This is a genomic window from Micromonospora sp. CNZ286, assembly GCF_014207755.1.
The window spans coordinates 4,512,993-4,535,578 of record NZ_JACHIZ010000001.1 but is presented as its reverse complement, the minus strand read 5'-3'; the positions used below and the strand labels follow the sequence as shown (position 1 = coordinate 4,535,578).

Below are 22,586 nucleotides of genomic sequence, written 5' to 3'. Positions count from 1 at the left end.
GCCAACTTCATGATCGACCCCGGGAACGGGGGGTGGGGGAGGATGAGGGGGTGGAACTCGTGATCATGGCGGACACGCATGTGCCCAAGCGGGCGCGGGATCTTCCGGCGGCGCTGTGGGCGGCCGTCGAGGCCGCGGACCTGGTGGTGCACGCGGGGGACTGGGTGGACGTGGCGCTGCTGGACGCGCTGGAGGAGCGGTCGCGCCGCCTGGTCGGCGTGTACGGCAACAACGACGGGCCGGAGCTGCGCGCCCGGCTGCCCGAGGTGGCCCGGGTCGAGCTGGACGGCCTGCGGGTCGCCGTGGTGCACGAGACCGGCCCGAAGACCCGCCGCGAGGAGCGCTGCGCCGCCGCGTACGGCGACTGCGACCTGCTCGTCTTCGGGCACTCGCACATCCCCTGGGACACCGTCGCCCCGGGTGGTCTGCGCCTGCTCAACCCCGGCTCACCCACCGACCGGCGGGCGCAGCCGTACGCCACCTACCTGACCGCCCGGGTGGCGGCGGGGCGGCTCGACCGGGTCGAACTGCACCGCCTGCCCCCGCGCTGACCTCAGCGGCCCCGGCCGGTCTCCGCCTGGAGCTCGTCGATCCGCCGGGACGCCTCGGCCTTGGTCAGGCCCTCCGGCACTGGCTCGCCCGCCTCCTGGGCCAGGGTGTGCAGGTACGACTCCTGGGCGGCGGTGGGCGGCTCGTCGCCGGTGACCCAGTCGTCCGGGTCCTTGACGGCGGCGTCCGGGTTCACGTTCCTGCCGTTGGTGTTGGCGCGGTCGGCCATGCTGATCACCTCTCCTCGAACAGGTGTACCACTACCCCCGGCCCGGCTGGTTCATGCCGCCCGCCGCCTACGATCAGCTGGTGACGGCGGAGCGGGCGGGCGTGGTGGTGGTCGGTGCGGGCGTCGCCGGGGTGGCGTGTGCGACCGAGCTGGCGCGGGCCGGTGTCCCGGTACGGGTACGCGAACGGGCCCGGGTCACCGGCGGGCGGATGGCCAGCAAGCGCTTCGACGGCCGCCCGGCCGACCTGGGCGCCGCGTACTTCACGGTGGACGACCCGGACTTCGCCGCCGTGGTGGACCGGTGGCGGGCCGCCGGGCTGGCGCGGGAGTGGACCGACACGCTCGTCGCGTACGGGCCGGGCGGGCGCGAGCAGGTCACCGGCCCGATGCGCTGGGCCGCCCCGCGCGGGCTGCGCTCACTCGTCGAGCAGCTCGCAGGCGACCTGCCGGTGACGCACGACCGGCTGGTGATGAGCGTCGAGCCCGGCCTCCGGGTGGACGGCGCCGAGGCCGAGGCGGTCGTGCTCGCCATGCCCGGCCCGCAGGCGGCGCTGCTGCTGGACCCGGCGCTGGCCGAGGCGACCCGGGCGGTGGCCGCGCAACGCTGGTCGCCGGCGCTGAGCGGGGTGCTGCACTTCCCGGCCCGCCGCTGGACGGACTTCCGCGGGGCGTTCGTCAACGGCCACCCCGTACTCAGCCTGGTCTGCGACGACGGCGACCGCCGTGGTGACGGCGCGCCGGTGCTCGTCGCGCACACCACAGCCGAGTTCGCCGCCGGGCACCTGCTCCAGCCCACAGCCGCCCGCCCGGCGATCGAGCAGGCGGTCCGCGACCTGCTCGGACTGCCCGAGCCGGCGGTGTCGGCCCACGTGCACCGCTGGACGTACGCGTCCCCGGCCGCGCACGCCGGGAGCGCCACGTTCCACCTGGACGACGACGGCATCGGCCTGGCCGGTGACGCGTTCGGCCGCCCGCGCGTGCAGACCGCCTGGCGTTCCGGCCGGGACCTGGGCCGCGCGCTCGCCGCCCGGCTGGGCTGACAGCCCTCGGCCCGGGCCGGTCAGCCGGTGGCGCCCACCGGTTGCGCCGCCGACCCGGCCCGCGTGTCCTCGCCGGTGCGTTCGCCCTCCCGGTCCAGCAACTGCATGACCGGTGTCGCGGCGATCCCGTGCGCCACCACCGACACCACCACCACGAGACCGACTGTGGCCCAGACCAGATCCGCCTGCGGGAAGTCGGTCTTGCTGGTGGCGTACGCCAGGTAGTAGAACGAGCCGACGCCGCGGATGCCGAACAGCGAGATCACCCAGTGCTCGGCCGGTCTGCCCGGCGCCCCGCGCAGCGACAGCCACGCGGCCAGCGGCCGGATCACCAGCACCAGCGCCAGCCCGGCCAGTGCCGCCGGCCAGGTCAGCGGCGCGAGCAGCCCGCCGATCACCGCGCCGCCGAACAGCAGCAGCAACAGCACCGTGAGCAGCCGCTCCACCTGCTCGGCGAAGTCGTGCAGCACTGAATGGAACTCGTGCGTACGCTCGGCGGCCCGGATCGCGCGGGCGGCCACGAACACGGCCAGGAAGCCGTACCCGCCGATCACCTCGACCAGCCCGTACGCGAGGAACGTCGCGGCCAGCGCGAGGAAGCCCTCGGAGTGCCGGGCCAGCCGCAGCTTGCTCGGGGCACGGAAGAACAGCTTGCCGAGCAGCCAGCCGACGAGCAGCCCGCCACCCACCCCGGCGGCGAGCTTGTAGAACACGTCCACCGCGAACCACTCGGCGAGCCAGCCGGACGGCGCGAGCCCGGTGGTGGCGATCGCGATGGCCGCGTACACGAACGGGAACGCGAGCCCGTCGTTCAGGCCCGCCTCCGAGGTGAGCGCGAAGCGCACCTCGTCCTCCGAGTCCTCCACATCGGTCGGTTCGCCCACCTGCACGTCGGAGGCGAGCACCGGGTCGGTGGGCGCGAGCGCCGCGCCGAGCAGCAGCGCCGCGGCCGGCACCAGACCGGCCCACCACCAGCCGAGCAGCGCCACCGCGGCGATGCACAGCGGCATGGCGATCGCGAGCAGCCGCCACGTCGACGACCAGCGGGCCCAGCTCAGCGGACGGTCGATCTTCAGGCCGGCGCCCATCAGCGCGACGATCACCCCGACCTCGGTGAGGTGGGTGGTCAGTTCCGGCCAGCGCAGCGGGTCCGGTGTGGGCAGACCGGTGGGCAGCACGAACACGAGCATGCCGAGCCCGAGGAACGCGATCGGCATCGACAGCGGCCGCCGCTCCAGGACCCGGGGCAGCACCCCGGCCAGCAGCGCACCGACGCCCAGCAGAGCGAACGCGACATCGACCGGTTCCACGACACCACCCTTCCGGCGCCCGGCGGCCGGGCGGTGGAGTCCAGCAGTGCCCCGAAGCGGGTCCGGTTAAGCGTGCGCGTGCCCGCCGGTCGACCGCCGGTCAGCCGAGCGTGCCGATGGCGCTGTCCGGCAGGGCGTGCAGCAGCGCCGCCGGGTCGTCGTAGACCGCCACCGCGCCCGCGCCGGCCAGCTCCGCCCGGCCGGTGCCGCCGCAGGTCAGGCCGATGCACGGGATGTCCAGCTTGCCGGCGGCTGCCACGTCCCAGACCGAGTCGCCGACGAACACCACCCGCTCGGCGGTCAGCCCCGACTGGTCCAGCGCGGCGACCAGGATGTCCGGCGCCGGCTTGCTCTCCTGCGCGTCGGCCGACGAGGTGACCGAGTCGATCACGTCGTCCGCGTCCAGCGCGGCCCGCAGCGCTGTCACCTCGTGCTCGGCGGCCGAGGTCGCCAGCACCACCCGCAGCCCGCGCTCGGCGCAGGCGCGCAGCAGTTCCCGGGCACCGGGCAGCGGCGCCAGCCGCTCCCAGTACTCCGCGTACAGCGCGTCGTGCGCGTCGCGCAGCCGGCCGTCGGCGTCCCGGTCCCGCTCGGCGCCGAGCAGGTGGTCGAGCAGCTTGTCCGAGCCCATGCCGATGGACCTGTGGATCCGCGCCATCGGCACCCGGTGGTCGGCCTGGCGCAGCGCCTCCCACCAGCTCACCGTGTGCAGGTACGTCGTGTCGACCAGGGTGCCGTCCACGTCGAACAGGACACCGCGTCGCTTGTCGTCGGCCATGTCCGGCTCCTACCCGGCCGGGGCGTCGCCGACGCGCGGCTCACCCGCCGGAATGAGGATCTCGAACCAGACCGTCGAGCCGCGTACCGTCGGGTCGGTGCCCCAGGCGTCGCTCAGCTCCTCGATCAGGCCGAGCCCGCGGCCGCGGCTGCTGAGCGTGTCGGTCTGCGCCCGGGTGACCTGACCCCGGGTGCCCGAGTCGGCAACCGACACCAGCAGCCGCTCGGCGGACAGGTCGACCTCGACCCGGGCGGCGGTGCCGGCGTGCAGCAGCGCGTTGGTGGTCAGCTCGCTCGTGCACAGCACCGCCGCGCCGATCACCGCCTCCGGCACCCGCCACTCGCCGAGCTGCGCGGTCATCCAGTGCCGGACCCGGCTCGGCGCGGTCGGCTCGGCCGGCACCTCCATGCTCGCCGACCGGCTGGGGCGCACTGCGTACTCGACGGCGAGCACCGCCACGTCGTCCTCGGTGGCGCCCGGCACCGACGCGGTCGCCACCGCGCACAGCGCGCGCGGGTCGCCGCCGGCCGCCCCGGTCACCGCCGCGCCCAGCCCGGCCATCCCGGCGGCCAGGTCCTGCCAGCGCCGCTCCACCACGCCGTCGCTGTAGAGCAGCAGGGTGTCGCCGGGGCGGAACGGCACGGTGGCGGTACGCGCCCGCCCTCCCAGGCCCAGCGGAGGAGCGGGCGGCACGTCGACGAACTCGGCCACCGCCGCGCCGGGTCCGGCGCGCCGGATCAGCGGCGCGGGATGACCGGCGCTGGCGAGCGTGACCAGCTCCCGGTCCGCCTCGACCACGCCGAAGACCACTGTCACGAACAGCTCCTGGGTGCCGCCCTCGACGCCGAGGCTGGCGACCAGCCGGTCCAGCCCGTCGAGCACCGCGTCCGGCCGGGAGTCGACCAGGGCGAGCGCGCGCAGCGCGGCGCGTACCTGGCCCATCCGGGCGGCGGCCTGCACGTCGTGCCCGGCCACGTCGCCCAGCACCACGCCCAGCGCGCCGGTCGGCAGCAGGAACGCGTCGTAGAAGTCGCCGCCGGCCGCGTTGCCGTCCACGCCCGGGTCGTAGCGGGCGGCGATGCGCAGCCGGGGCAGGTCCGGGAGCCGTTCCGGCAGCATGCTGCGTTGCAGCATCTGGGCGGTGCCGTGCTGGGTCTCGAAGCGGCGGGCCCGCTCGGCGGCCTGGCCGACCAGCTCCGAGGAGGCGGTCAGCAGCGCCCGTTCGGCGGGGGACCAGGGGCGCGGCGTCCGGTAGCCCACTGTCAGCGAGCCCCGGACCACCGTGGTACGCAGCGGCAGCGCCGCCAGCGCGCGGATCTTCTCGTCGTGCCGGTCCGCCGCGACGCCGCGCAGCGGCTGCCCGTCGGCGGTGAACGAGGCCACGCCGCTGCGCGCGGTCACCACCGCGGGCAGCGGTGACTCGGCGGACATCCGGCGCCACAGCGGGGGCAGCCGCTCGTCGGCCTCGTCGAGCAGTTCGCCGCGGATGCGGCGGACCAGCCGCCACGCGCTGCCCTCGTCCACCGCGAACGACACCCGGTCGGCGTCGAAGGAGTGCAGGCAGTAGCGCAGCGTCACCCGGGCCACGTCGTCGAGCGTGAGCGTGCCGGCCAGTGCCGCCGCGAAGTCGCTCAGGCTCTGCAACTGCTGGGTCAGCTGGGTGGTCTGCGCCGAGACGGTCAGCACGCCGACGATGCGGCCGGTGGAGTCGCGTACCGGGCAGTGGCCCCTGGTGAACACGGCCGGCTCGGCCGGGCCCTGCCGGTCGGCCGGTAGCACCGCCTCCCGTTGCAGGAACGGCTCGCCGTGCCGGTAGACCCGTTCCAGCGCCTCGCCGGCGCTCGGGTCGCGCCACACCTCGGCGAACGCCTCGGCCGCCGGCCGGCCCAGCGCGTCCGGGTGCCGGTCGCCGATCAGCTCGGCGTACCCGTCGTTGTAGAAGACCACCAGGTCGTCACCGAGGAGCAGGGCCATCGGTACGGGGGAGGCGAGCACCACGTCCGTCACGGCGCGTACCGCGGGATCCCAGGTGTGCGGAGCGCCCAGCGACGTGCCGGCCCACGGGTGGGCGGTCCCGGCCGCCTGCCCGCCGACGACGGGATCGGTGGGCGCTCCCGGTGCGGGGGCGGACGGTGTGGGAACCCGACCGACGGTGCCTGGCATGACCGCAGCCTAACCGGAGCGTGGCCGGGTGGTTCCGATCATGCGTCCGTGGCGGGTGCGGGTGCCGGGCGGCGCGGATGTTCGGGCAGGTCAGACCGGTTCGGCAGGGCATGTCGGGAAATTGCCCCGGTCCGGCTCGGCGTGCTGCCCAGGTCACCGGGTATGCGGGCGGCGCAGTTCACGCGACAGGAGGGACATCATGCCGAAAACCCTCGCGGTCGGACAGGTCGACATCAGTGCGGCCTGGACCGACTTCTGGAGGTCGGTGCTGCTCTTCGTACCGCGGGCGATCGCGTTCATCGCGATCCTCGTCGTGGGTTGGCTCATCGCCCGAGCCGTCCTCAAAATCGTGGACGCGGCACTGGAACGGGTGGGATTCGACCGCGCCGTCGAACGCGGCGGCGTCAAACGGGCCCTGGAACGCACCAAGTACGACGCCAGCGACATCCTGGCCAAACTGGCCTACTACGCGGTCCTGCTGTTCACCCTGCAGTTCGCCTTCGGGGTGTGGGGACCGAACGCGATCAGCGACCTGATCCGCGGGGTGGTGTCCTGGCTGCCGCGGGCCTTCGTGGCGATCGTGATCGTGGTGATCGCCGCCGCCATCGCCAACGCCGTCCGGGACCTGGTCTCCGGCGCGCTGGGTGGGCTCTCGTACGGCCGGGTGCTGGCCGACGTGACGGCGATCTTCATCCTGGCGCTCGGCATCATCGCCGCGCTGAACCAGGTGGGCATCGCCACCACGGTGACCACACCGGTGCTCGTGGCGTTCCTCGCCACCGTGGCCGGCATCCTGATCGTCGGTGTCGGTGGTGGTCTGGTCAAGCCGATGCAGGACCGCTGGGACGGCTGGCTGCACCGGGCCGCCGAGGAGTCCCGGGCGATCCGGCAGCAGCGGCAGGCGCAGCAGGCCGGCCGCGGCGACTACGAGCGGCGGATGGCCGACCGGGGCGGGCAACCGGCACCGGCGGCGCAGCAGTCGTCCATGTCGGGCGCGGGCACGTACCGCTCCGGCGAGGCAGGGGACGAGACACAGCAGTTCCGCCGGCCGAACGGCTGACGGCAACGGGTGACGGGGTGTCCGCGGGGCGATCGCGGGCGCCCCGTAGCCGTGTCCGGGTCAGGCCAGGTGGCGCGGGTCCAGCCCGCGGGCCAGCAGGCACACCGCGAGCAGGCGGGTGAGCGTCCAGTCCGGCTCGGACCAGTCCACCGGCTCGGCCGGCGGCGTCCAGCCGTACTCGGCCGCCGCGTCGCGCAGCCCTTCGACGTACCCGGCGAGCGCCGCCACCGTCAGTGGCCGGCGGTCGCCGTCGAGGCTGTCGCGTACCCCGGCGGCGTGCTGGTCGACCTCGGCGAGCAGCCCGGGGTTCGCGTGGGCCGCGGCGAGGCCGGCGGTGCCGACGGTGGCGGTCAGCGAGGTGAGGGTCGTCCGCGCGGCCACGGCCGCGGAGCGGCGGGTCGCGACCCGGTTGTTCGGCACGCGCATGGTGTCCGAGGCTAACGCCGCCCGCCGCGGGCCGGCCTCGGCCGAGCGGGGGATGCCCGGGTCGTCCGGGGGAGCCGTCTCGTCGTCCGGCGGGATTGAGTCGCCCGTGCGGGGGCAGAAGTCCGGTACGCAGACCACGCGACCGGGGTCACGGAGGGACACGATGGGACAGCGGGCCGACGGACCGGACCGGGCACACCGGCGCCCGGAGGGAGTGAGTGACGCCACGGTCGAGGCGCTGGGCAAGCTCAGCGAGGCCCTGGAGTGCGTCGAGCGGGCCCGCGGCCACCTGTACGAGATGCACCAGCTCATCGGCCACGCCGACCTGATGCTCGACGACGCGGTGGAGATGTTCCGCGCCGCCGGTCACCCGGCGCTCGCCGAGCGGATCGACAGGGAACTGCTCGGCCGCAACGTCATCGCCGGGCGGTGGACGTTCCAGATCGTCGAGGACTTCGACGACGGGTACTACGCGCTCTTCCGGGAGCTGGACCGGCAGGCCCGCGACGAGCTGGTCGAGGGCCGGCGGCACCTCTACGAAGCGGAGATGAAGGAGCGCCGCCGCAGCCGCGGGATGCCGGGGCACGAGGCGCGCCCCGGCACGCGCTGACTCAGTCGGAGGAGCGGGCGTCGGCCGGGCGGCGGCGGGCGCCGTCGTCGGCGATGATCACGGTCGCGACCATCAGCGCCACCACCAGGCTGAACAGCCAGGAGCTGTCCTCGGTGAACCGGGCGGAGACCGGAGCCTGGAGCGCGGCGAGCAGGAAGCCCAGCCACGCGAGCTTGCGCTGACGGTTGGAGAGGAAACCGGAGCCCTGTTGCATCCCGAAAGTCTTGCGCGCATCAGGGGGAGTGCCGTCAGCCGTTCGGCCGATTCTAGATGGGCTGTCCGTTTTCCCGGCCGTCCGTACCGCACTTTTTGTCGTTTCGGCCGAGCATGAATCCGGCGGCTGCGGGCATCGGCACGGGTGCCGCAGCCGCCGGCGGATCACATGCTGTCGGGGCCGGTCCGCCCGATCGTCGACGGCCGGTAGGCCCGGTCCGCATCGGTCATCTCACGCCGCTCGGCCTCCGGGCCGGCGCCCCGGTCCACCGCCTCCGGGCCGTGCCCGAACGCGGCCTCCTCGCCGGCGTCGTTGGCGGTGACGTCGTCGCCCTGGCCGTCCGTGGCCGACCGGGCGATGGCCTGGTCCAGCTCGTGCAGGGGAGTGCGGTCCTCGTCGCGCCACACGTGGCGGTCGTTGTCGGTCATTCCCCTGCGGTACCCGGACCGGATGATCGCAAACGGCCGGACACGGCGATGGCCGCCGGCACCGCCGGCGGCCATCGAAACTCGGGTACGGGGGAGGTGGCTCAGGGGGTGGGGCGGTCGACAGCGCCGCGCCAGGCGCCGGTCTCCTGACCGCGCCGCTCGATGAACTGCTTGAACCGCTCCAGGTCGCCCTTGGCGCGCCGGTCGACCACGCCCAGCTTGTCGCCGGCCTGCTCGACCACGCCGTGCGGCTCGAACTCCATCTGGAGCGTGACCCGGGTGTGCCCCTCGTCGAGGCGGTGGAAGGTCACCACGCCCGCCTGCTGGGTGCCCCCGGTGGAGCGCCAGGCCACCCGCTCGTCCGGCAGCTGCTCGGTGATCTCGGCGTCGAACTCGCGCTTCACGCCCGCGATCTCGACGGTCCAGTGGGTCATCGTGTCGGAGAGCTGCCGCACCTCCTGCACGCCGTCCATGAAGTGCGGGAACTCCTCGAACTGGGTCCACTGGTCGTACGCGGTCCGGATCGGGACGTCCACGTCCACGTGCTCGGTAACGCCACTCATGTCGGGGTTCCTCCTCTTCCGCCGGTGTGTGTCTCGTACGGGCCGTGGGCCGGCCCGCTCACCAGCGCGTCGTCTCGTTCCTGTGCCCGAGTGCGGCCCATACCTCGGAGATCGTCTGGTAGTGGGCGCCCGCAGGCAGGGTCTCCAGGGCGGCGACGATGTCCGTCGGCGCCTCGTTCTCCCGCGCGTTTGCCAGCAGCGCCTCCCGGTCACCGGGCAGGGCGGTCATGGTGATGAACCGTCCCAGCCGGCTGCGCGCCTCGACGTCCTCGGAGCTCATGCCCTGCGGCGTGCCGCTGCGCAGCTCCCCGGCCGGCGCCGTGGTGGCCTCCGGCTGGTCCTCGCCGGCCGGCTCGGGGATCCGGAACTCCTCGGCCCGCGAACCGCCGGTCCCGGTGCTCTGGACGAGACCGCTGACCTCGCTGCTCATCTGGTCGTCGACCCTGGGCGAGTGCTTGCTGCTGCCACGTTCCATGCCTTGGGAGATGCCCCGGGGGATCGCCGGTAAACCGGCGCGGGCCGGGAGAGCCGGTCATCCGGGCGGCAACCGGTCGGCCGTCTTCTCCCCGTCCGCCTTCTCGTCGTCGGCCGGGGAGCGCGGCGGCAGCACCGGGTCGTCCGGCTCCTCGACCCCCGCCTGCATCGCCCGCCCGCGTTGCAGCTCGGCGTTCACCTGCACGCCGAGCATCAGCGCGCAGTTGGACAGGTAGAGCCACACCAGGAACGCGATGACCGCGCCGAGACTGCCGTACGTGACGTCGTACGAGCCGAAGTTCGCCACGTACAGGCCGAAGCCGAAGGAGGCGAGCACCCAGGCCACGAGCGCCAGCGCGCCGCCCGGGGTGAGCCAGCGGAACCGCGGCTGGCGGACGTTCGGCGCGATCCAGAACAGCAGCGACAGCAGCGTCATCGCGACCACGGCGAGCAGCGGCCACTTCGCCACCGACCACGTGGTGCGGGCCACCGCCCCGGCGTGCAGCAGGTCACCCACCGCGTCGGTGACCGGGCCGCTGACGATCAGCCCGGTGGCCACCACCGCCAGCAGCACGATCGTCACCGCGGCCATGCCGATCTGCAACGGGCGCAGCCGGTAGAACGGCCGTCCCTCCCGTACCCCGTAGATCGCGTTGGAGGCGCGGGTGAACGCACCGATGAACCCGGACGCGGACCAGAGGGCGCCGAGCAGACCGAAGCTGAGCAGCACCTTCGCCGAGCCCTGCTGCTCGACCACGTTGCGCACCACGCCCACGAACGCGTCGTTGCCGACCACCGAGCCGGCGCCGATCTCCCGGGCCAGGTCGATCACGGTGTCGACGGTGCGCGGGCCGTCGGAGACCAGGCCGACCAGCGCGACCACCACGATCGTGGACGGGAACAGGGCCAGCACGCCGTAGTAGGTGAGCGCCGCGGCCCAGTCCGCGCAGTTGTCAGTGACGAAGCCCTTGCCGCTGCGTACCAGCACGCCGCGCCAGGTGCGCCAGTTGAGCTGGCGGATCCGGCGGGGGAGACGGGACCGCGTCCGGCCGTCGACCGTCTGTGGTGTCGTCACGGTCATGTCCGCCTCCTCCAGGCCCCGCCACCGGGCGTGGCCGGGCGGTACCCCCGGGGGGAAATCGACAAACCGGGTGCCGGTTTGCCCGCCGGGCGGGAGGGAACCACACCAGACACCCGATCGAGACTCCAGAAGGAGGACGAGATGCCCGGGCGCGAGGTACTGCCCAGCACGCTGCGGCGCTCCCCGGCGAAGGCGCAGCGGACCTGGGAGAAGACACACGACTCGGCGGTCGAGACGTACGGCGAGGGGGAGCGGGCGCACCGCACCGCCTTCGCCGCGGTCAAGCACGAGTTCGAGAAGGTGGGCGACCACTGGGAGCCCAAGGGCCGCAAGGGGCCCAGCGACAAGCAGGCCGAAGGCGGCGGCCCGGCCCGGCGCGCGCCGACGGCCGGCGGGGTGGACGCCAACGCCACCAAGGACCACCTCATGGAGGTGGCGAAGAAACTGGACGTGCGTGGCCGGTCCCGGATGACCAAGCCGGAACTGGTCACGGCGATCGAGAAGGCCAACAACAACGCGACCCGCAAGGCCCGCGGGGGTCGCTGACCCCTGGGGGTACGCGTCGAGCCCGGGACCGAGGCGGTCCCGGGCTCGCTCTGTGCCGTCTCACCAGTGGCCGCCGCCCGGCGCCTCCAGGTGCACCGCCTTGACGGTGCTGAACTCGTCCAGCAGCTCCGGGCCGTACCCGAAGCCCTGGCCACTGCCCCGGCGCGGCTGGGCCGCGCCACCCGGCGCCCCGCCGAACACCGAATTGATCTTCACGGTGCCGACCGGCAGTTCCCGCCAGGCGCGCTGGGCGTGGCTCATCGAGCCGGTCAGCACTGTGGCGGCCAGCCCGTACGGGGAGTCGGCCGCGCACCGCAGCCCCTCGCTGAACGAGTCGACCACCACCACCGGGGCTACCGGCCCGAACGTCTCCTCCCGGACCAGCGCCATGTCGTGGCGGCAGCCCTCGACCACGGTGGCCGGGTAGAACGCGCCCGGTCCGTCCGGCAGCACGCCGCCGGCGCGTACCCGGGCACCGTCGGCGAGCGCGGCGGTCACCTGCCCGTGCACGTGGTCCCGGTGCCGCCGGTCCACGAGCGGCGCGAGCTGTGTGCCCGGGTCACGGCCGGGGCCCACTGTGAGCGCCTCGGCGCGCGCCACGAGCGCGTCCAGGAAGCCCTCGGCGACGTCGCGGTGCACGTAGATCCGCTCCACCGCCACGCAGATCTGACCGGCGTTGGCGAAGCAGCCGAGCGCCGCCTGTTCGGCCGCCCAGATCGGGTCGACGTCCGCGTCCACCACGAGCGGATCGCTGCCGCCGTTCTCCAGCAGCACCTTCGCCCCGGTACGCGCGCCCGCGGCGGCGATCACCCGGCCGGTCGCAGTGGAACCGACGTGCGCGATGACGTCCAGCTCCTGCCCGGCCAGCGCGGCGCCCACCTCGCCGCCGCCGGTGATCAGCGACAGCACCCCGGCCGGCAACGCCGAGTCCAGCGCGCGGGCGAGCAGCCAGCCGGTGGCAGGGGTCCGCTCGCTCGGCTTGTAGACCACCACGTTGCCGGTGACCAGCGCTGCGCCGAGCAGGCCGCAGGACACCGCCACCGGGTCGTTCCACGGGGTGATCGCGGCGACCACGCCGCGCGGCTCGGGAGCCATGAAGTCCAGCGCGCCGTGCGCGCCGTGCAGCGTCCGGCCGCCCCGTAGCGGGGCCAGCTCGGCGTACTGTCGCAGCGTGCCGACGCCCGCCGCCACCCCGCCCCGCGCGTCGTCGAGCGGCTTGCCCATCTCCGCCGTGGTCGCCTCGGCCAACTCGTCGGCCGCCGCCTCGACGGCGTCCGCCGCCCGGTGCAGCGCCGCGGCCCGGTCCGCGGGCGCGGTCGCGGCCCACTCCGCCGCCACGCCCCGGGCCGCCTCCACCGCCTTGGCCACCTCGTCGGCCGTCGCGACCGGCGTCCGCGTCACCGGCGACCCGTCCGCCGGATCGTGGACGACCAGCTCGCCGCCCTCGCCGCCGGCGCCCCACACTCCACCAATGAGCTGCGCAACCGTGTACATGCGGCCGTGCTTGCCCCGGCATGGGCTGGGCAAACGCGTTTCGCCCGGTGACCGGCCGGGTAGGCGGATCGGATGACCTCCACCGCAGACGCCGTCGTCATCGGGGCCGGGCACAACGGGCTGGTGGCCGCGAACCTGCTGGTGGACGCCGGCTGGGACGTCGAGGTCCTGGAGGCCACCGAGGCGCCCGGCGGGGCCGTCCGCTCCGCGTACGTGACCGCGCCCGGTTACCTCAGCGACCTCTACAGCTCCTTCTACCCGCTCGGCTACGCCTCCCCGGTGCTCGACGGGCTGGGCCTGGAACGGCACGGCCTGTCCTGGACGCACGCGCCGGACGTGCTGGCGCACCTGCTACCGGACGGCCGGGCCGCAGTGGTCAACCGCGATCTGGACGCCACCGCCGCCTCGCTGGAGGCGTTCGCGCCCGGCGACGGGGAGCGCTGGCGGCACGCGTACGCCGACTGGTGCCAGGTCTCCGAGCCGATGTTGCAGACGATCACCACCCCGTTCCCGCCGGTACGCGGCGGGCTGGGCCTGCTGCGGCAGCTCCGGGTCGGCGGCGCGCTCCGGCTCGCCCGCCGCCTCGTGCTCCCGGTCCGCAAGCTCGGCGCGGAGCTGTTCGAGGGCGAGGGCGGCACTGTGCTGCTGGCCGGATGCGCCCTGCACACCGACCTGTCCCCGGAGGAGGCCGGCTCCGGCGTGTACGGCTGGCTGCTCGCCATGCTCGGCCAGCAGGTGGGCTGGCCGGTGCCGGTGGGCGGCGCCCAGAAGATCACCGACGCGCTGGTGGCGCGGCTGGTCGAGCGGGGCGGGCGGATCACGTACGGCGCCCGGGTCGAGCGGGTGCTCACCGCCCGGGGCCGGGCGATGGGCGTACGCACCGCCGGCGGCACCGACTGGCGGGCCCGGCGCGCTGTGCTCGCCGACGTACCAGCGCCTGCGCTCTTCCTCGACCTGGTCGGCGCGGCGGCGCTGCCGCCCCGGATGGTCGAGGACCTGGCGCACTTCAAGTGGGACGGCTCCACCCTCAAGGTCGACTGGGCGCTGTCCGCGCCGGTGCCGTGGAAGAACCGCGACCTGGCCGGCGCCGGCACCGTGCACCTGGGCGCCGACCTCGACGGCCTCACCACGTACGCGGCCGAGCTGGCCCGCGGCGAGCTGCCACGGGATCCGTTCCTGCTGGTGGGACAGATGTCGGTGGCCGACCCGAGTCACTCACCGCCCGGCACCGAGTCGCTCTGGTCCTACACCCACCTGCCGTTCCGCCGGAACTGGCGGGCCGAGGAGGTGGCGGGGCACGTGGAGCGGATGGAGGAGGTGCTGGAGGCAGCGGCGCCGGGTTTCCGGGCGTCGATCGTCGGGCGCCACGTGGCCGGCCCGGCCGACCTGGAGGCCGCCGAGCCGAGCCTGGTCGGGGGAGCGCTGGGCGGCGGCACTGCCGCGGCGTACCAGCAGTTGTTCCTGCGGCCGATCCCCGGGCTGGGCCGGGCCGACACCCCGGTCGACCGGCTCTACCTGGCCAGCGCCTCCGCCCACCCGGGCGGCGGTGTCCACGGCGCGCCGGGGGCGAACGCGGCGCGGGCCGCGCTGGCCCGCGACCGGGCCGTCACCGGCGCGGTGTACGCCCGGACGATCGCCGCCGCCCACCGCACCGTCTACCGCTGACCCGACCGCGCCTCCACCCGGATGCAGCCATAGATCTTGGTACGGAAGTGCCCCTGTGGGGGCCGTTTCCTACCAAGATCTGCGAGCTGTTCGCGACGAGGCGCTCAAAGCGGTGTCGGCTGACCGCCAACTGCGCCGACTGCTGATCGCCGCCGCGCAATCGACGGCTGACGGCCGTTCACGGTGTGTCACGCCGAGTATTCGGCGCTGCCCCGGCGGTATCAACGCACCGCCGCCTTTGCTCTGCACCCGCATACGCATCGGTCACGCACCGTGTCCGCGGCGGGCGCCCGGTGAAACGGTGTCCCGGACAGCGTCCCTGCTCAGGGTGGTGCTGCGCCGATGGCTGCAGAGCAAAGGGGCCGACGAGGAAAGTGGCGGGACGACCGCGCCCTCACGCGCGGTGACAATGACGCAGCGTGAGGGCGCGGTGGACGTGCGGGAGAGCGGGTCAGGAATCCAGGTTGCGGTGCCGGCTGCGCAGCTTGAACGGCATCAGCGCGCTCTCGATCTTCGTGGCGGTGGTCATCTTCGAGTCGCCGTCGCGGCGCTCCTCGAAGCGGATCGGCACCTCCAGGATCGTGTGGCCCAGCTTGGTGGCGAGGTAGTGCATCTCCACCTGGAAGCTGTAGCCGTTGGACTGCACCCGGTCCAGCCCGATCGCGCGCAGCGCATCCGCCCGCCAGATCTTGAAGCCGGCGGTCAGGTCGCGGATGCGTACCCGCAGCAGCGTGTGCACGTACAGGTTCGCCCAGCCGCTGAGCGCGCGCCGGTACAGCGGCCAGTTCTCGTCCAGCTCACCGCCGGGCACGTAGCGCGAGCCGATGACCACCGAAGCCTGGGTGGACAGCAGCGCGCCGAGCATGCCGGGCAGCGCCTCCGGCGGGTGCGACAGGTCGGCGTCCATCTGCGCGACGAAGTCCGCGCCGTCGTCGAGCGCCCGGCCGATGCCGTCCACGTACGCCCGGCCGAGACCCTCCTTGCCCGGGCGGTGCAGCACCGTCACCCGGTCCGGGTGCTCGATGGCCAGCTTGTCGGCGACCTCGCCGGTACCGTCCGGGGAGTTGTCGTCGGCGACCAGCACCTTCAGCCCCGGCAGCGGCAGCGCGAGGAGGCGCTCGACCAGCACCGGGAGGTTGCCCGCCTCGTTGTAGGTCGGAACGACGACGGTCAGGCGCGCATCCCCCCACGGGGAGGGTAACTGCACGGGTTCGATCATCACGGACATCCTCGGTCAGCCGACAGGTTCACCTGAGAGGGTAGCCAGTCCCTCGCGCGGCAGCCGCACAGACGCCCCGCCACCGATCGATCACCGCTCCGGCTTCTGCCTCGTCGCGATGTCGGACAGCCGGGCCAGCGTCTCCCGGTTGCGAAGATGCAGCACCAGGTCGTTGAGCTTGGTCCGGACCCACCGCAGCGGTCCGGCGGCGAAGTCCTCGCCGATCGTCACCCGGGTCCTGCCGTCGTCCAGCGGCTCCAGGGCGAACGCCACGATCGCCTCCCCGGCCGGCCACAGCCCGGCGCGCAGCACCAGCCGGTGCGGCGACTGGCACTCCAGCACCGTCGACTTGTCCTGGAGCGAGAACGGCCACGGCCCGGCCCGGTGGTGCAGCCGGCTGCCGACGCGCGGCCACGTGTCGTCCACGTCCCGCACGTGCGCGGTGCCCACCACCCAGTCGCTGTACGTCCACCCGTCCGCGAGCACCTCGAAGACCTGCTCCGGGGGCGCGTCGATCACCTTCTCCACAACCGCCATCACCGAGCGGTACCCCGGCGCGGGCCGTCACTAACGGCGATGCGGGTTAGCTTCTCCGGGGCGGCGGGTATCGCCGGACCGGGCCGGTCGTGGCAGGCGTGCACCCGGCTGTGCGGCACCGGCGGGGCGGCCTGGCGCCGACGTCGACGTTTACTCCTCGGGGCCTCGGGAACCCGCCGCCCGTGCGACGGGACCACGAGCGGGATCAGTGCAGGTCAGCCCGGGTTGACCCGGGTGCTGACCGGTTCCCGTCCGGCCTGTACGACGCGGTCCTGCTGGACCGGGACGGCACGCTGGTGGAGGACGTGCCGTACAACGGCGACCCGGAGAAGGTCCGGCCGGTGCCGGGCGCCCGGGAGGCGCTGGACCGGTTGCGGGCGGCCGGGTTGCGGCTGGCGGTGGTCACCAACCAGTCCGGCCTGGCCCGGGGCTGCTTCACGGCGCACGACCTGCGCCTGGTCAACGCCCGGGTGGAGGAACTGCTCGGGCCGTTCGACCACTGGGCGATCTGCCCGCACGCCGAGGCCGACGGGTGCGTCTGCCGCAAGCCCGCGCCCGGCCTCGTGCACGAGGCCGCGGCCGCGGTCGGGACCACGCCGACCCGCTGCGTGGTGATCGGGGACATCGGCGCGGACACGGCAGCCGCCGCGGCGGCCGGCGCCGCGGCGATCATGGTGCCCACGCCCGCCACCCGGGCCGCCGAGGTGGCTGCCGCGCCCACTGTCGCGGCCGACCTGCCGGACGCGGTGGGCATCGTGCTGGCCCGGATGCGCCTGACGGCCGCGCCGCAGCCCGCGCGCCGGTCACGCCGGGACACGGTGCTGGTGGTGCGCAGCGACGCGGCGGGCGACGTGCTGGTGACCGGGCCGGGCATCCGGGCGGTCGCGGCCGGCGCGCAGCGGGTGGTGCTGCTGTGCGGGCCACGCGGCCGGGCCGCCGCCGAACTGCTCCCAGGCGTTGACGAGATCATCGAGGCGCCGCTGCCGTGGATCGACGCGCCCGCCCCACCCGTCGACCCCGGCGCCGTGCGCGCGCTGACCGACCGGCTGTCGGAGGTACGCGCCGACGAGGCTGTCGTGTTCACCTCCTTCCACCAGTCCGCCCTGCCCCTGGCCCTGCTTCTGCGCCTGGCCGGGGTACCCCGGATCAGCGCCATCAGCGACGACTACCCCGGCAGCCTGCTCGACGTCCGCCACCGCGTCCCGGCAGGCGTACCCGAACCCGAACGCGCCCTGTCCCTCGCCGCCGCAGCCGGCTTCGCGCTGCCCGGCCACGACGAACCGGCGCTGCGCATCCGCACCGACCGGCTTCCGCCGCGCGCGGCCGACGCCGGCGAGCCCGGCTACGTGGTCCTGCACCCCGGATCGTCGGTGGAGACCCGCGCCTGCCCGGAGGAACTGGCCACCCGCGTGGTCCGCGTGCTCGGCGCCGCAGGCTACCGGGTCGTGGTCACCGGCGGACCGGACGAGCGGGAGCTGACCGCGCGCGTCGCCGCGGCGGGCGGCGTCGACCTGGGCGGGCGGACCGGGCTGGACGACCTGGCGGCGGTCATCGCCGGCGCCGGGGCGCTGGTGGTGGGCAACACCGGCCCGGCGCACCTGGCCGCCGCGCTCAGCGTGCCGGTGGTGAGCCTGTTCGCGCCGACGGTGCCGTTCGGGCAGTGGGGGCCCTACCGGGTGCCGACGGTGCGGCTGGGCGACGCGGGGGCGGCGTGCCGGGACACCCGCGCCACCGTCTGCCCGGTCCCCGGCCACCCGTGCCTGTCGGCTGTCGAGCCGGGACGGGTCCTGGAGGCGTTGCGGCTGCTCGGCGTGCCGGCGCCGGTGGCGGGCGGGGTGGCCGGATGAACATCCTGCTGTGGCACGTCCACGGGTCGTGGACGACCTCCTTCGTGCACGGCAAGCACCGCTACCTGGTGCCGGTCACGCCGGACCGGGGTCCGTACGGGCTGGGCCGGGCGCGCACCTACCCGTGGCCGGACAGCGCCGTCGAAGTCACTCCCGAAGACCTGCGCGACACCGACGTGGACCTGGTGATCCTGCAACGCCCGGAGGAACTCGACCTGGCGGCGGAGTGGCTCGGCCGCCGGCCGGGCCGGGACGTGCCGGCCATCTACGTCGAGCACAACACCCCGAAAGGCGACGTGCCGAACACCCGGCACCCGATGGCCGACCGCGACGACCTGCTGCTCACGCACGTCACCGCGTTCAACGAGCTGTTCTGGGACAACGGCACGACCAGGACCACAGTCGTCGACCACGGCGTCGTACCGCCGAACGTCGAGTGGACCGGGGAACTCGACCGCCTCGCCGTGGTCATCAACGAGCCGGTACGCCGCTGGCGGGTCACCGGCACCGACCTGCTCGCCCGGTTCGCCGCGCTGGCGCCGCTGGACGTCTACGGCATGAAGGTGGACGGTCTCGCCGCCCACCTCGGCCTGCCCGAGGACCGGCTGACCAGCCACGACGACGTACCCCAGCACGCCATGCACGCCGAACTCGCCAAACGGCGCGCGTACCTGCACCTGTGCCGCTGGACCTCACTCGGCCTCAGCCTCGTCGAGGCCATGACCATGGGCATGCCCGTGGTGGCACTGGCCACGACCGAGGCGGTGGAGGCGGTGCCGCCTGCCGCGGGCGCGCTGTCCACCCGCGTCGACACGCTCGTCGACGCCGCCCGTGGCCTGCTGGACGACCCGGAGTCCGCCCGCCGGGCGGGCGCCGTGGCCCGGGCCGCCGCCCGGGACCGCTACGGCCTGGATCGATTCCTCGCCGACTGGGACCGGCTGCTGGAGGAGGAAGTATGCGCATCGCGATGATCTCGGAGCATGCCAGCCCGCTCGCCGTCCTCGGCGGGGAGGACGCCGGTGGCCAGAACACGCATGTCGCGGAGCTCTCCGCCGCGCTCGCGGCCGCCGGTCACGACGTGCGCGTCTACACCCGCCTCGACGCGGTGGACCTGCCGGTGAGCGTCCGCACCCCGGACGGGTACGAGGTGGTCCACGTACCGGCCGGGCCGGCCGAACCGGTGGCCAAGGACGACCTGCTGCCGTACATGCCGTCGTTCGGGCAGTGGCTGGCCGACCGGTGGCGCACCGGCGACTGGCAGCCCGAGGTGGTGCACGCGCACTTCTGGATGAGCGGGCTGGCGGGTCTCGCCGCGGCCCGCCGCGCGGGCGTGCCGATGGTGCAGACGTACCACGCGCTCGGCACCGTCAAGCGCCGCCACCAGGGCGTGCAGGACACCAGCCCGCCGGGCCGGGTCGAGCACGAGCGGAAGCTGGGCCGCTCGGTGGACCGGGTGGTCGCCCAGTGCCAGGACGAGGTCGCCGAACTGGTCCGGATGGGCGTGCCCCGGTCCCGGATGACTGTCGTGCCGTCGGGGGTGAACCTCACGACGTTCTCCCCGCTCGGCCCGGTCGCCGACCGTGACGGCGGCCGGGCCCGCGTCCTCACCGTCGGCCGGCTGGTCGAACGCAAGGGCTTCCAGGACGTCATCCGGGCCGTCGCCGAGGTGCCGGATGCCGAGTGCGTCGTCGTCGGCGGGCCGCCGGCCGGGCTGCTGGAGACCGACCCGTACGCGTTGCGCCTGCGCGCGCTGGCCCACTCGCTCGGCGTCGCCGACCGGGTACGGCTGGTCGGCGCGGTCCCCCGGGAGGAGATGGGCCGCTGGTACCGGTCGGCCGACGTGCTCGTGGCCGCCCCCTGGTACGAGCCGTTCGGGCTCACCCCGCTGGAGGCGATGGCCTGCGGCGTACCGGTGGTCGCGACGGCTGTCGGCGGGCTGATCGACACGGTGGTGGCCGGACGCACCGGCGACCTGGTGCCACCCCGGGAGCCGGCGGCGCTCGGCGCGGCGATCCGGGGTCTGCTCGGCGACCGGATCCGCCGCTTCGCCTACGCCACCGCCGCGCTGGAGCGGGCACGCACCCGCTACTCCTGGGCCACCACCGCGGACCGCCTCACCGAGCTGTACGGCGAGGTGGCCACCGTGCGCCGCCCGACCCGGGTGGTCGCCTGATGACGGCCGGGACGCCGGCCACCGGCGCGACGGTGCTGGAGGACCATCTGAGCCTGCTGGCCGCCGCGTTGCTGCCGCTGCGGGAGGCGGAGCAGATGCTGGCCCGCTGGGGCGAGGAGCTGGCGCAGCGGCTCGCCGCCGGTGGCCGGTTGCTGGTGGCGGGCAACGGCGGCAGCGCCGCCGAAGCCCAGCACCTCACCGCCGAACTCGTCGGCAAACTCCGCCACGACCGCCAACCCCTCTCCGCCATCGCCCTGCACGCCGAGACCAGCGCCGTCACCGCCATCGCCAACGACTACGGATACGACGAAACCTTCGCCCGGCAGGTCCGCGCCCACGGCCGGTCCCACGACCACCTCCTGCTCATGACCACCAGCGGCACCAGCACCAACCTCCTCACCGCCGCCCACGCCGCACACCAGGCCGGCCTGCGCTGCTGGGCCTTCACCGGACCCGCACCCAACCCCCTCGCCGACCTCTGCCACGAGCATCTGGCGATCGACTCGCCGGACGGGCAGGTGGTGCAGGAACTGCACCTGGTGGCCTCGCACGTGCTCTGCGAGTACGTCGAGCTGGCGCTGCCCGCCGCGCTCGCCGCCCAGCCGGCGGCCGGGCCGGTACGCGCGGGTGTCGAGGTCGTCGTCGGCGAGCCGGACCCGACGGCGCCGGCCGGCCGGGGAGGCCCGGCATGAGGGGACCGGTGGTAGTGCTCGGTGACACGCTGCTGGACCGCGACGTCGAAGGTCTGGTGAACCGGCTCTGCCCGGACTCCCCGGTGCCGGTGCTGGACGAGACCGTATCCGTCGACCGGCCCGGTGGCGCCGGGCTGGCCGCCGTCTTCGCCGCCGCGCAGGGCGCCGAGGTCGCGCTGGTCACCGCCGTCGCCGACGACGCGGGCGGGGCCCGGCTGGGCACGTTGCTCGCCGCCGCCGGGGTCCGGTTGTACGCGCTTCCGCTGGCCGGCGCCACCCCGGAGAAGATCCGGCTGCGGGCGCGCGGACGGGTGCTGCTGCGCCACGACCGGGGCGGGAGCGCCGGTGCGCCCGGTCAGCCCAGCGACGCCGTGCTGCGGCTGATCGCCGACGCGTCCGCCGTGCTGGTGAGCGACTACGGCCGGGGCGTGGCCGGGCATCCGGCGCTGCGCGCGGCGCTGGCCGCAACCCGGGCGCCTGTGGTCTGGGATCCGCATCCGCGCGGGCCGGCCGCCGTACCCGGGGTGCACCTGGCCACCCCGAACGAGCCGGAGGCCCGCGAGCTGGCCAAGACGCCGCCGGGCGGCTCCCGCCTGGCCGTCGCGTCGCGTAGCGCGCACGCCTTGCGCCGCCGCTGGCAGGCGCGCGCGGTGGCGGTGACGCTCGGCGGCGACGGCGCGCTGCTCAGCCACGCCGGGTCCACGCCCCTGGTGGTGCCGGCGCCGCCCGCCGAGGGGGACACCTGCGGGGCCGGCGACCGGTTCGCGTCCACCGCGACGCTGGCCCTGGCCCGGGGCGCGCTCGTGTCCGAGGCGGTGCAGGAGGCGGTCACCGAGGCGTCGGCGTACGTGGCCGGCGGCGGTGTCGCCGCCGCGCTGCCCGCGCCGGTGCGGGCGGTCGCCCCGGCGGTGGTCACCGGCGGCGGGGACCGGATCGGCGCCGGGGCGGCCGGCGAGGTGGTGGCGCGGGTACGTGCGGCCGGCGGAACGGTGGTCGCCACCGGCGGCTGCTTCGACCTGCTGCACGCCGGGCACGTGGCGACGCTCCAGGCGGCCCGGCAGCTCGGCGACTGCCTGGTGGTCTGCCTCAACTCCGACGCCAGCGTGGCGGGGCTCAAGGGTCCGGAGCGCCCGGTCGTGCCGCAGGGCGACAGGGGGCGGCTGCTCGCCGCGCTCGGCTGCGTCGACGCGGTGCTGATCTTCGACGAGCCGACACCGGAGGCGGCGCTGTCCTGGCTGCGCCCGGACATCTGGGTCAAGGGCGGCGACTACGCCAGCGGCGGCGGCCCGGAGACGCTGCCCGAGACGGAGATCCTGGCCCGCTGGGGCGGTCACACGGTGGTCGTGCCGTACCTCGACGGGCGCTCGACCACCGACATGATCGCGGCGGCGCGGGCCGGGCGGGGCAGCGGCGGCTGGCCGGCCGCGTCGGGCGACCCGGCCGAGGCCGTCGCGCAGGTCCGGTCCACGGCGAAGGGAGCACGATGAA

General features: G+C 74.7%; 24 protein-coding genes. 11 read left to right on the top strand and 13 right to left on the bottom strand.

Features of this window, described 5'->3' with window-relative positions:
• The first annotated feature begins 50 nt into the window (after positions 1 to 50).
• The gene (locus FHX31_RS19775) at positions 51 to 551 is read left to right on the top strand and encodes a metallophosphoesterase family protein (RefSeq protein WP_184976969.1); all 501 of its coding nucleotides are present in this window, start codon (positions 51 to 53) and stop codon (positions 549 to 551) included.
• A 2-nt stretch (positions 552 to 553) separates the two neighbouring features.
• On the opposite strand, the gene FHX31_RS19770 is transcribed toward FHX31_RS19775, so the two are convergent.
• The gene (locus FHX31_RS19770; protein ID WP_013474820.1) at positions 554 to 778 is read right to left on the bottom strand and encodes a DUF3072 domain-containing protein; all 225 of its coding nucleotides are present in this window, start codon (positions 776 to 778) and stop codon (positions 554 to 556) included.
• Between the two features lie 101 nt (positions 779 to 879).
• Between FHX31_RS19770 and FHX31_RS19765 the strand changes: the two genes are divergently transcribed.
• Positions 880 to 1,818 carry an NAD(P)/FAD-dependent oxidoreductase gene (locus FHX31_RS19765; RefSeq protein ID WP_184977832.1) on the top strand — a complete coding sequence of 313 codons (939 nt, stop codon included), beginning with the start codon at positions 880 to 882 and terminating at the stop codon, positions 1,816 to 1,818.
• A 20-nt stretch (positions 1,819 to 1,838) separates the two neighbouring features.
• Here FHX31_RS19765 and FHX31_RS19760 read toward each other — a convergent pair whose 3' ends face one another.
• The 3 genes from FHX31_RS19760 to FHX31_RS19750 all read right to left on the bottom strand — a co-directional run bounded on the left by FHX31_RS19760 (position 1,839) and on the right by FHX31_RS19750 (position 6,069).
• Entirely contained in the window at positions 1,839 to 3,128 is a 1,290-nt protein-coding gene (locus FHX31_RS19760; protein WP_047894735.1) for a cation:proton antiporter, read from the bottom strand.
• 100 nt (positions 3,129 to 3,228) lie between these two features.
• Positions 3,229 to 3,906: an HAD family hydrolase gene (locus FHX31_RS19755; protein ID WP_030270335.1), complete on the bottom strand. Its 678-nt coding sequence runs from the start codon at positions 3,904 to 3,906 to the stop codon at positions 3,229 to 3,231.
• A gap of 9 nt (positions 3,907 to 3,915) precedes the next feature.
• The gene (locus FHX31_RS19750; RefSeq protein WP_030270333.1) at positions 3,916 to 6,069 is read right to left on the bottom strand and encodes a SpoIIE family protein phosphatase; all 2,154 of its coding nucleotides are present in this window, start codon (positions 6,067 to 6,069) and stop codon (positions 3,916 to 3,918) included.
• Between the two features lie 199 nt (positions 6,070 to 6,268).
• Between FHX31_RS19750 and FHX31_RS19745 the strand changes: the two genes are divergently transcribed.
• Complete coding sequence (locus FHX31_RS19745) at positions 6,269 to 7,129, top strand: mechanosensitive ion channel family protein (RefSeq protein ID WP_013474825.1); 861 nt, start codon at positions 6,269 to 6,271, stop codon at positions 7,127 to 7,129.
• Between the two features lie 60 nt (positions 7,130 to 7,189).
• Here the strand turns inward: FHX31_RS19745 and FHX31_RS19740 are convergent, their stop codons facing one another.
• Positions 7,190 to 7,555 carry a DUF6401 family natural product biosynthesis protein gene (locus tag FHX31_RS19740; protein ID WP_030270331.1) on the bottom strand — a complete coding sequence of 122 codons (366 nt, stop codon included), beginning with the start codon at positions 7,553 to 7,555 and terminating at the stop codon, positions 7,190 to 7,192.
• A 163-nt stretch (positions 7,556 to 7,718) separates the two neighbouring features.
• Between FHX31_RS19740 and FHX31_RS19735 the strand changes: the two genes are divergently transcribed.
• Positions 7,719 to 8,165, top strand: coding sequence for a hypothetical protein (locus tag FHX31_RS19735; protein ID WP_184976968.1), 447 nt, complete (start codon positions 7,719 to 7,721; stop codon positions 8,163 to 8,165).
• Between the two features lies 1 nt (position 8,166).
• Here the strand turns inward: FHX31_RS19735 and FHX31_RS19730 are convergent, their stop codons facing one another.
• The 5 genes from FHX31_RS19730 to FHX31_RS19710 all read right to left on the bottom strand — a co-directional run bounded on the left by FHX31_RS19730 (position 8,167) and on the right by FHX31_RS19710 (position 10,925).
• Complete coding sequence (locus FHX31_RS19730) at positions 8,167 to 8,379, bottom strand: hypothetical protein (RefSeq protein ID WP_013285387.1); 213 nt, start codon at positions 8,377 to 8,379, stop codon at positions 8,167 to 8,169.
• A 164-nt stretch (positions 8,380 to 8,543) separates the two neighbouring features.
• Positions 8,544 to 8,807 carry a hypothetical protein gene (locus FHX31_RS19725; protein WP_030270328.1) on the bottom strand — a complete coding sequence of 88 codons (264 nt, stop codon included), beginning with the start codon at positions 8,805 to 8,807 and terminating at the stop codon, positions 8,544 to 8,546.
• A gap of 101 nt (positions 8,808 to 8,908) precedes the next feature.
• Positions 8,909 to 9,370, bottom strand: a complete 462-nt coding sequence (locus tag FHX31_RS19720; RefSeq protein WP_013285389.1) for an SRPBCC family protein — start codon at positions 9,368 to 9,370, stop codon at positions 8,909 to 8,911.
• A gap of 58 nt (positions 9,371 to 9,428) precedes the next feature.
• Positions 9,429 to 9,845 carry a DUF2795 domain-containing protein gene (locus FHX31_RS19715; RefSeq protein ID WP_013285390.1) on the bottom strand — a complete coding sequence of 139 codons (417 nt, stop codon included), beginning with the start codon at positions 9,843 to 9,845 and terminating at the stop codon, positions 9,429 to 9,431.
• Positions 9,846 to 9,902: 57 nt separating this feature from the next.
• Complete coding sequence (locus FHX31_RS19710; RefSeq protein ID WP_013474828.1) at positions 9,903 to 10,925, bottom strand: YihY/virulence factor BrkB family protein; 1,023 nt, start codon at positions 10,923 to 10,925, stop codon at positions 9,903 to 9,905.
• A gap of 141 nt (positions 10,926 to 11,066) precedes the next feature.
• Between FHX31_RS19710 and FHX31_RS19705 the strand changes: the two genes are divergently transcribed.
• Positions 11,067 to 11,471 carry a ChaB family protein gene (locus tag FHX31_RS19705; RefSeq protein ID WP_013285392.1) on the top strand — a complete coding sequence of 135 codons (405 nt, stop codon included), beginning with the start codon at positions 11,067 to 11,069 and terminating at the stop codon, positions 11,469 to 11,471.
• Between the two features lie 60 nt (positions 11,472 to 11,531).
• Here the strand turns inward: FHX31_RS19705 and FHX31_RS19700 are convergent, their stop codons facing one another.
• On the bottom strand, positions 11,532 to 12,965 hold the full coding sequence (locus FHX31_RS19700) for an aldehyde dehydrogenase family protein (RefSeq protein ID WP_013285393.1): 1,434 nt from the start codon (positions 12,963 to 12,965) through the stop codon (positions 11,532 to 11,534).
• Positions 12,966 to 13,037: 72 nt separating this feature from the next.
• On the opposite strand from FHX31_RS19700, the gene FHX31_RS19695 reads away from it, so the two are divergent.
• Positions 13,038 to 14,630 carry a phytoene desaturase family protein gene (locus FHX31_RS19695; protein WP_013285394.1) on the top strand — a complete coding sequence of 531 codons (1,593 nt, stop codon included), beginning with the start codon at positions 13,038 to 13,040 and terminating at the stop codon, positions 14,628 to 14,630.
• Positions 14,631 to 15,081: 451 nt separating this feature from the next.
• On the opposite strand, the gene FHX31_RS19690 is transcribed toward FHX31_RS19695, so the two are convergent.
• Both FHX31_RS19690 and FHX31_RS19685 read right to left on the bottom strand, forming a co-directional pair.
• Positions 15,082 to 15,849 carry a polyprenol monophosphomannose synthase gene (locus FHX31_RS19690; RefSeq protein WP_013285395.1) on the bottom strand — a complete coding sequence of 256 codons (768 nt, stop codon included), beginning with the start codon at positions 15,847 to 15,849 and terminating at the stop codon, positions 15,082 to 15,084.
• A 90-nt stretch (positions 15,850 to 15,939) separates the two neighbouring features.
• Positions 15,940 to 16,386: an SRPBCC family protein gene (locus FHX31_RS19685; protein ID WP_013285396.1), complete on the bottom strand. Its 447-nt coding sequence runs from the start codon at positions 16,384 to 16,386 to the stop codon at positions 15,940 to 15,942.
• A gap of 182 nt (positions 16,387 to 16,568) precedes the next feature.
• Here FHX31_RS19685 and FHX31_RS19680 point away from each other — a divergent pair, with 182 nt between their 5' ends.
• The 5 genes from FHX31_RS19680 to FHX31_RS19660 are packed head-to-tail and all read left to right on the top strand — an operon-like array spanning position 16,569 to position 22,585.
• Complete coding sequence (locus tag FHX31_RS19680) at positions 16,569 to 18,233, top strand: HAD-IIIA family hydrolase (protein WP_184976967.1); 1,665 nt, start codon at positions 16,569 to 16,571, stop codon at positions 18,231 to 18,233.
• Complete coding sequence (locus FHX31_RS19675; RefSeq protein ID WP_184976966.1) at positions 18,230 to 19,204, top strand: glycosyltransferase; 975 nt, start codon at positions 18,230 to 18,232, stop codon at positions 19,202 to 19,204. Before FHX31_RS19680 ends, FHX31_RS19675 begins: the two co-directional genes overlap by 4 nt.
• Positions 19,189 to 20,406: a glycosyltransferase gene (locus FHX31_RS19670; protein WP_013285399.1), complete on the top strand. Its 1,218-nt coding sequence runs from the start codon at positions 19,189 to 19,191 to the stop codon at positions 20,404 to 20,406. Before FHX31_RS19675 ends, FHX31_RS19670 begins: the two co-directional genes overlap by 16 nt.
• Entirely contained in the window at positions 20,406 to 21,098 is a 693-nt protein-coding gene (locus FHX31_RS19665) for a D-sedoheptulose-7-phosphate isomerase (protein WP_184976965.1), read from the top strand. Before FHX31_RS19670 ends, FHX31_RS19665 begins: the two co-directional genes overlap by 1 nt.
• A complete protein-coding gene (locus tag FHX31_RS19660; RefSeq protein WP_013285401.1) occupies positions 21,095 to 22,585 on the top strand; it encodes a PfkB family carbohydrate kinase in 1,491 nt (496 codons plus the stop codon). The genes FHX31_RS19665 and FHX31_RS19660 overlap by 4 nt, the downstream gene beginning before the upstream one ends.
• Position 22,586 lies beyond the last annotated feature (1 nt).

Excerpts from the sequence above, each read along its gene's own strand:
- FHX31_RS19720 (WP_013285389.1), bottom strand. The coding sequence starts at position 9,370 with ATGAGTGGCGTTACCGAGCACGTGGACGTGGACGTCCCGATCCGGACC.
- FHX31_RS19725 (WP_030270328.1), bottom strand. The coding sequence starts at position 8,807 with ATGACCGACAACGACCGCCACGTGTGGCGCGACGAGGACCGCACTCCC.
- FHX31_RS19700 (WP_013285393.1), bottom strand. The coding sequence starts at position 12,965 with ATGTACACGGTTGCGCAGCTCATTGGTGGAGTGTGGGGCGCCGGCGGC.
- FHX31_RS19735 (WP_184976968.1), top strand. The coding sequence starts at position 7,719 with ATGGGACAGCGGGCCGACGGACCGGACCGGGCACACCGGCGCCCGGAG.
- FHX31_RS19730 (WP_013285387.1), bottom strand. The coding sequence starts at position 8,379 with ATGCAACAGGGCTCCGGTTTCCTCTCCAACCGTCAGCGCAAGCTCGCG.
- FHX31_RS19745 (WP_013474825.1), top strand. The coding sequence starts at position 6,269 with ATGCCGAAAACCCTCGCGGTCGGACAGGTCGACATCAGTGCGGCCTGG.
- FHX31_RS19715 (WP_013285390.1), bottom strand. The coding sequence starts at position 9,845 with ATGGAACGTGGCAGCAGCAAGCACTCGCCCAGGGTCGACGACCAGATG.
- FHX31_RS19690 (WP_013285395.1), bottom strand. The coding sequence starts at position 15,849 with ATGATCGAACCCGTGCAGTTACCCTCCCCGTGGGGGGATGCGCGCCTG.
- FHX31_RS19675 (WP_184976966.1), top strand. The coding sequence starts at position 18,230 with ATGAACATCCTGCTGTGGCACGTCCACGGGTCGTGGACGACCTCCTTC.
- FHX31_RS19660 (WP_013285401.1), top strand. The coding sequence starts at position 21,095 with ATGAGGGGACCGGTGGTAGTGCTCGGTGACACGCTGCTGGACCGCGAC.
- FHX31_RS19665 (WP_184976965.1), top strand. The coding sequence starts at position 20,406 with ATGACGGCCGGGACGCCGGCCACCGGCGCGACGGTGCTGGAGGACCAT.
- FHX31_RS19710 (WP_013474828.1), bottom strand. The coding sequence starts at position 10,925 with ATGACCGTGACGACACCACAGACGGTCGACGGCCGGACGCGGTCCCGT.
- FHX31_RS19705 (WP_013285392.1), top strand. The coding sequence starts at position 11,067 with ATGCCCGGGCGCGAGGTACTGCCCAGCACGCTGCGGCGCTCCCCGGCG.
- FHX31_RS19770 (WP_013474820.1), bottom strand. The coding sequence starts at position 778 with ATGGCCGACCGCGCCAACACCAACGGCAGGAACGTGAACCCGGACGCC.
- FHX31_RS19685 (WP_013285396.1), bottom strand. The coding sequence starts at position 16,386 with ATGGCGGTTGTGGAGAAGGTGATCGACGCGCCCCCGGAGCAGGTCTTC.
- FHX31_RS19695 (WP_013285394.1), top strand. The coding sequence starts at position 13,038 with ATGACCTCCACCGCAGACGCCGTCGTCATCGGGGCCGGGCACAACGGG.
- FHX31_RS19740 (WP_030270331.1), bottom strand. The coding sequence starts at position 7,555 with ATGCGCGTGCCGAACAACCGGGTCGCGACCCGCCGCTCCGCGGCCGTG.
- FHX31_RS19750 (WP_030270333.1), bottom strand. The coding sequence starts at position 6,069 with ATGCCAGGCACCGTCGGTCGGGTTCCCACACCGTCCGCCCCCGCACCG.
- FHX31_RS19670 (WP_013285399.1), top strand. The coding sequence starts at position 19,189 with ATGCGCATCGCGATGATCTCGGAGCATGCCAGCCCGCTCGCCGTCCTC.
- FHX31_RS19755 (WP_030270335.1), bottom strand. The coding sequence starts at position 3,906 with ATGGCCGACGACAAGCGACGCGGTGTCCTGTTCGACGTGGACGGCACC.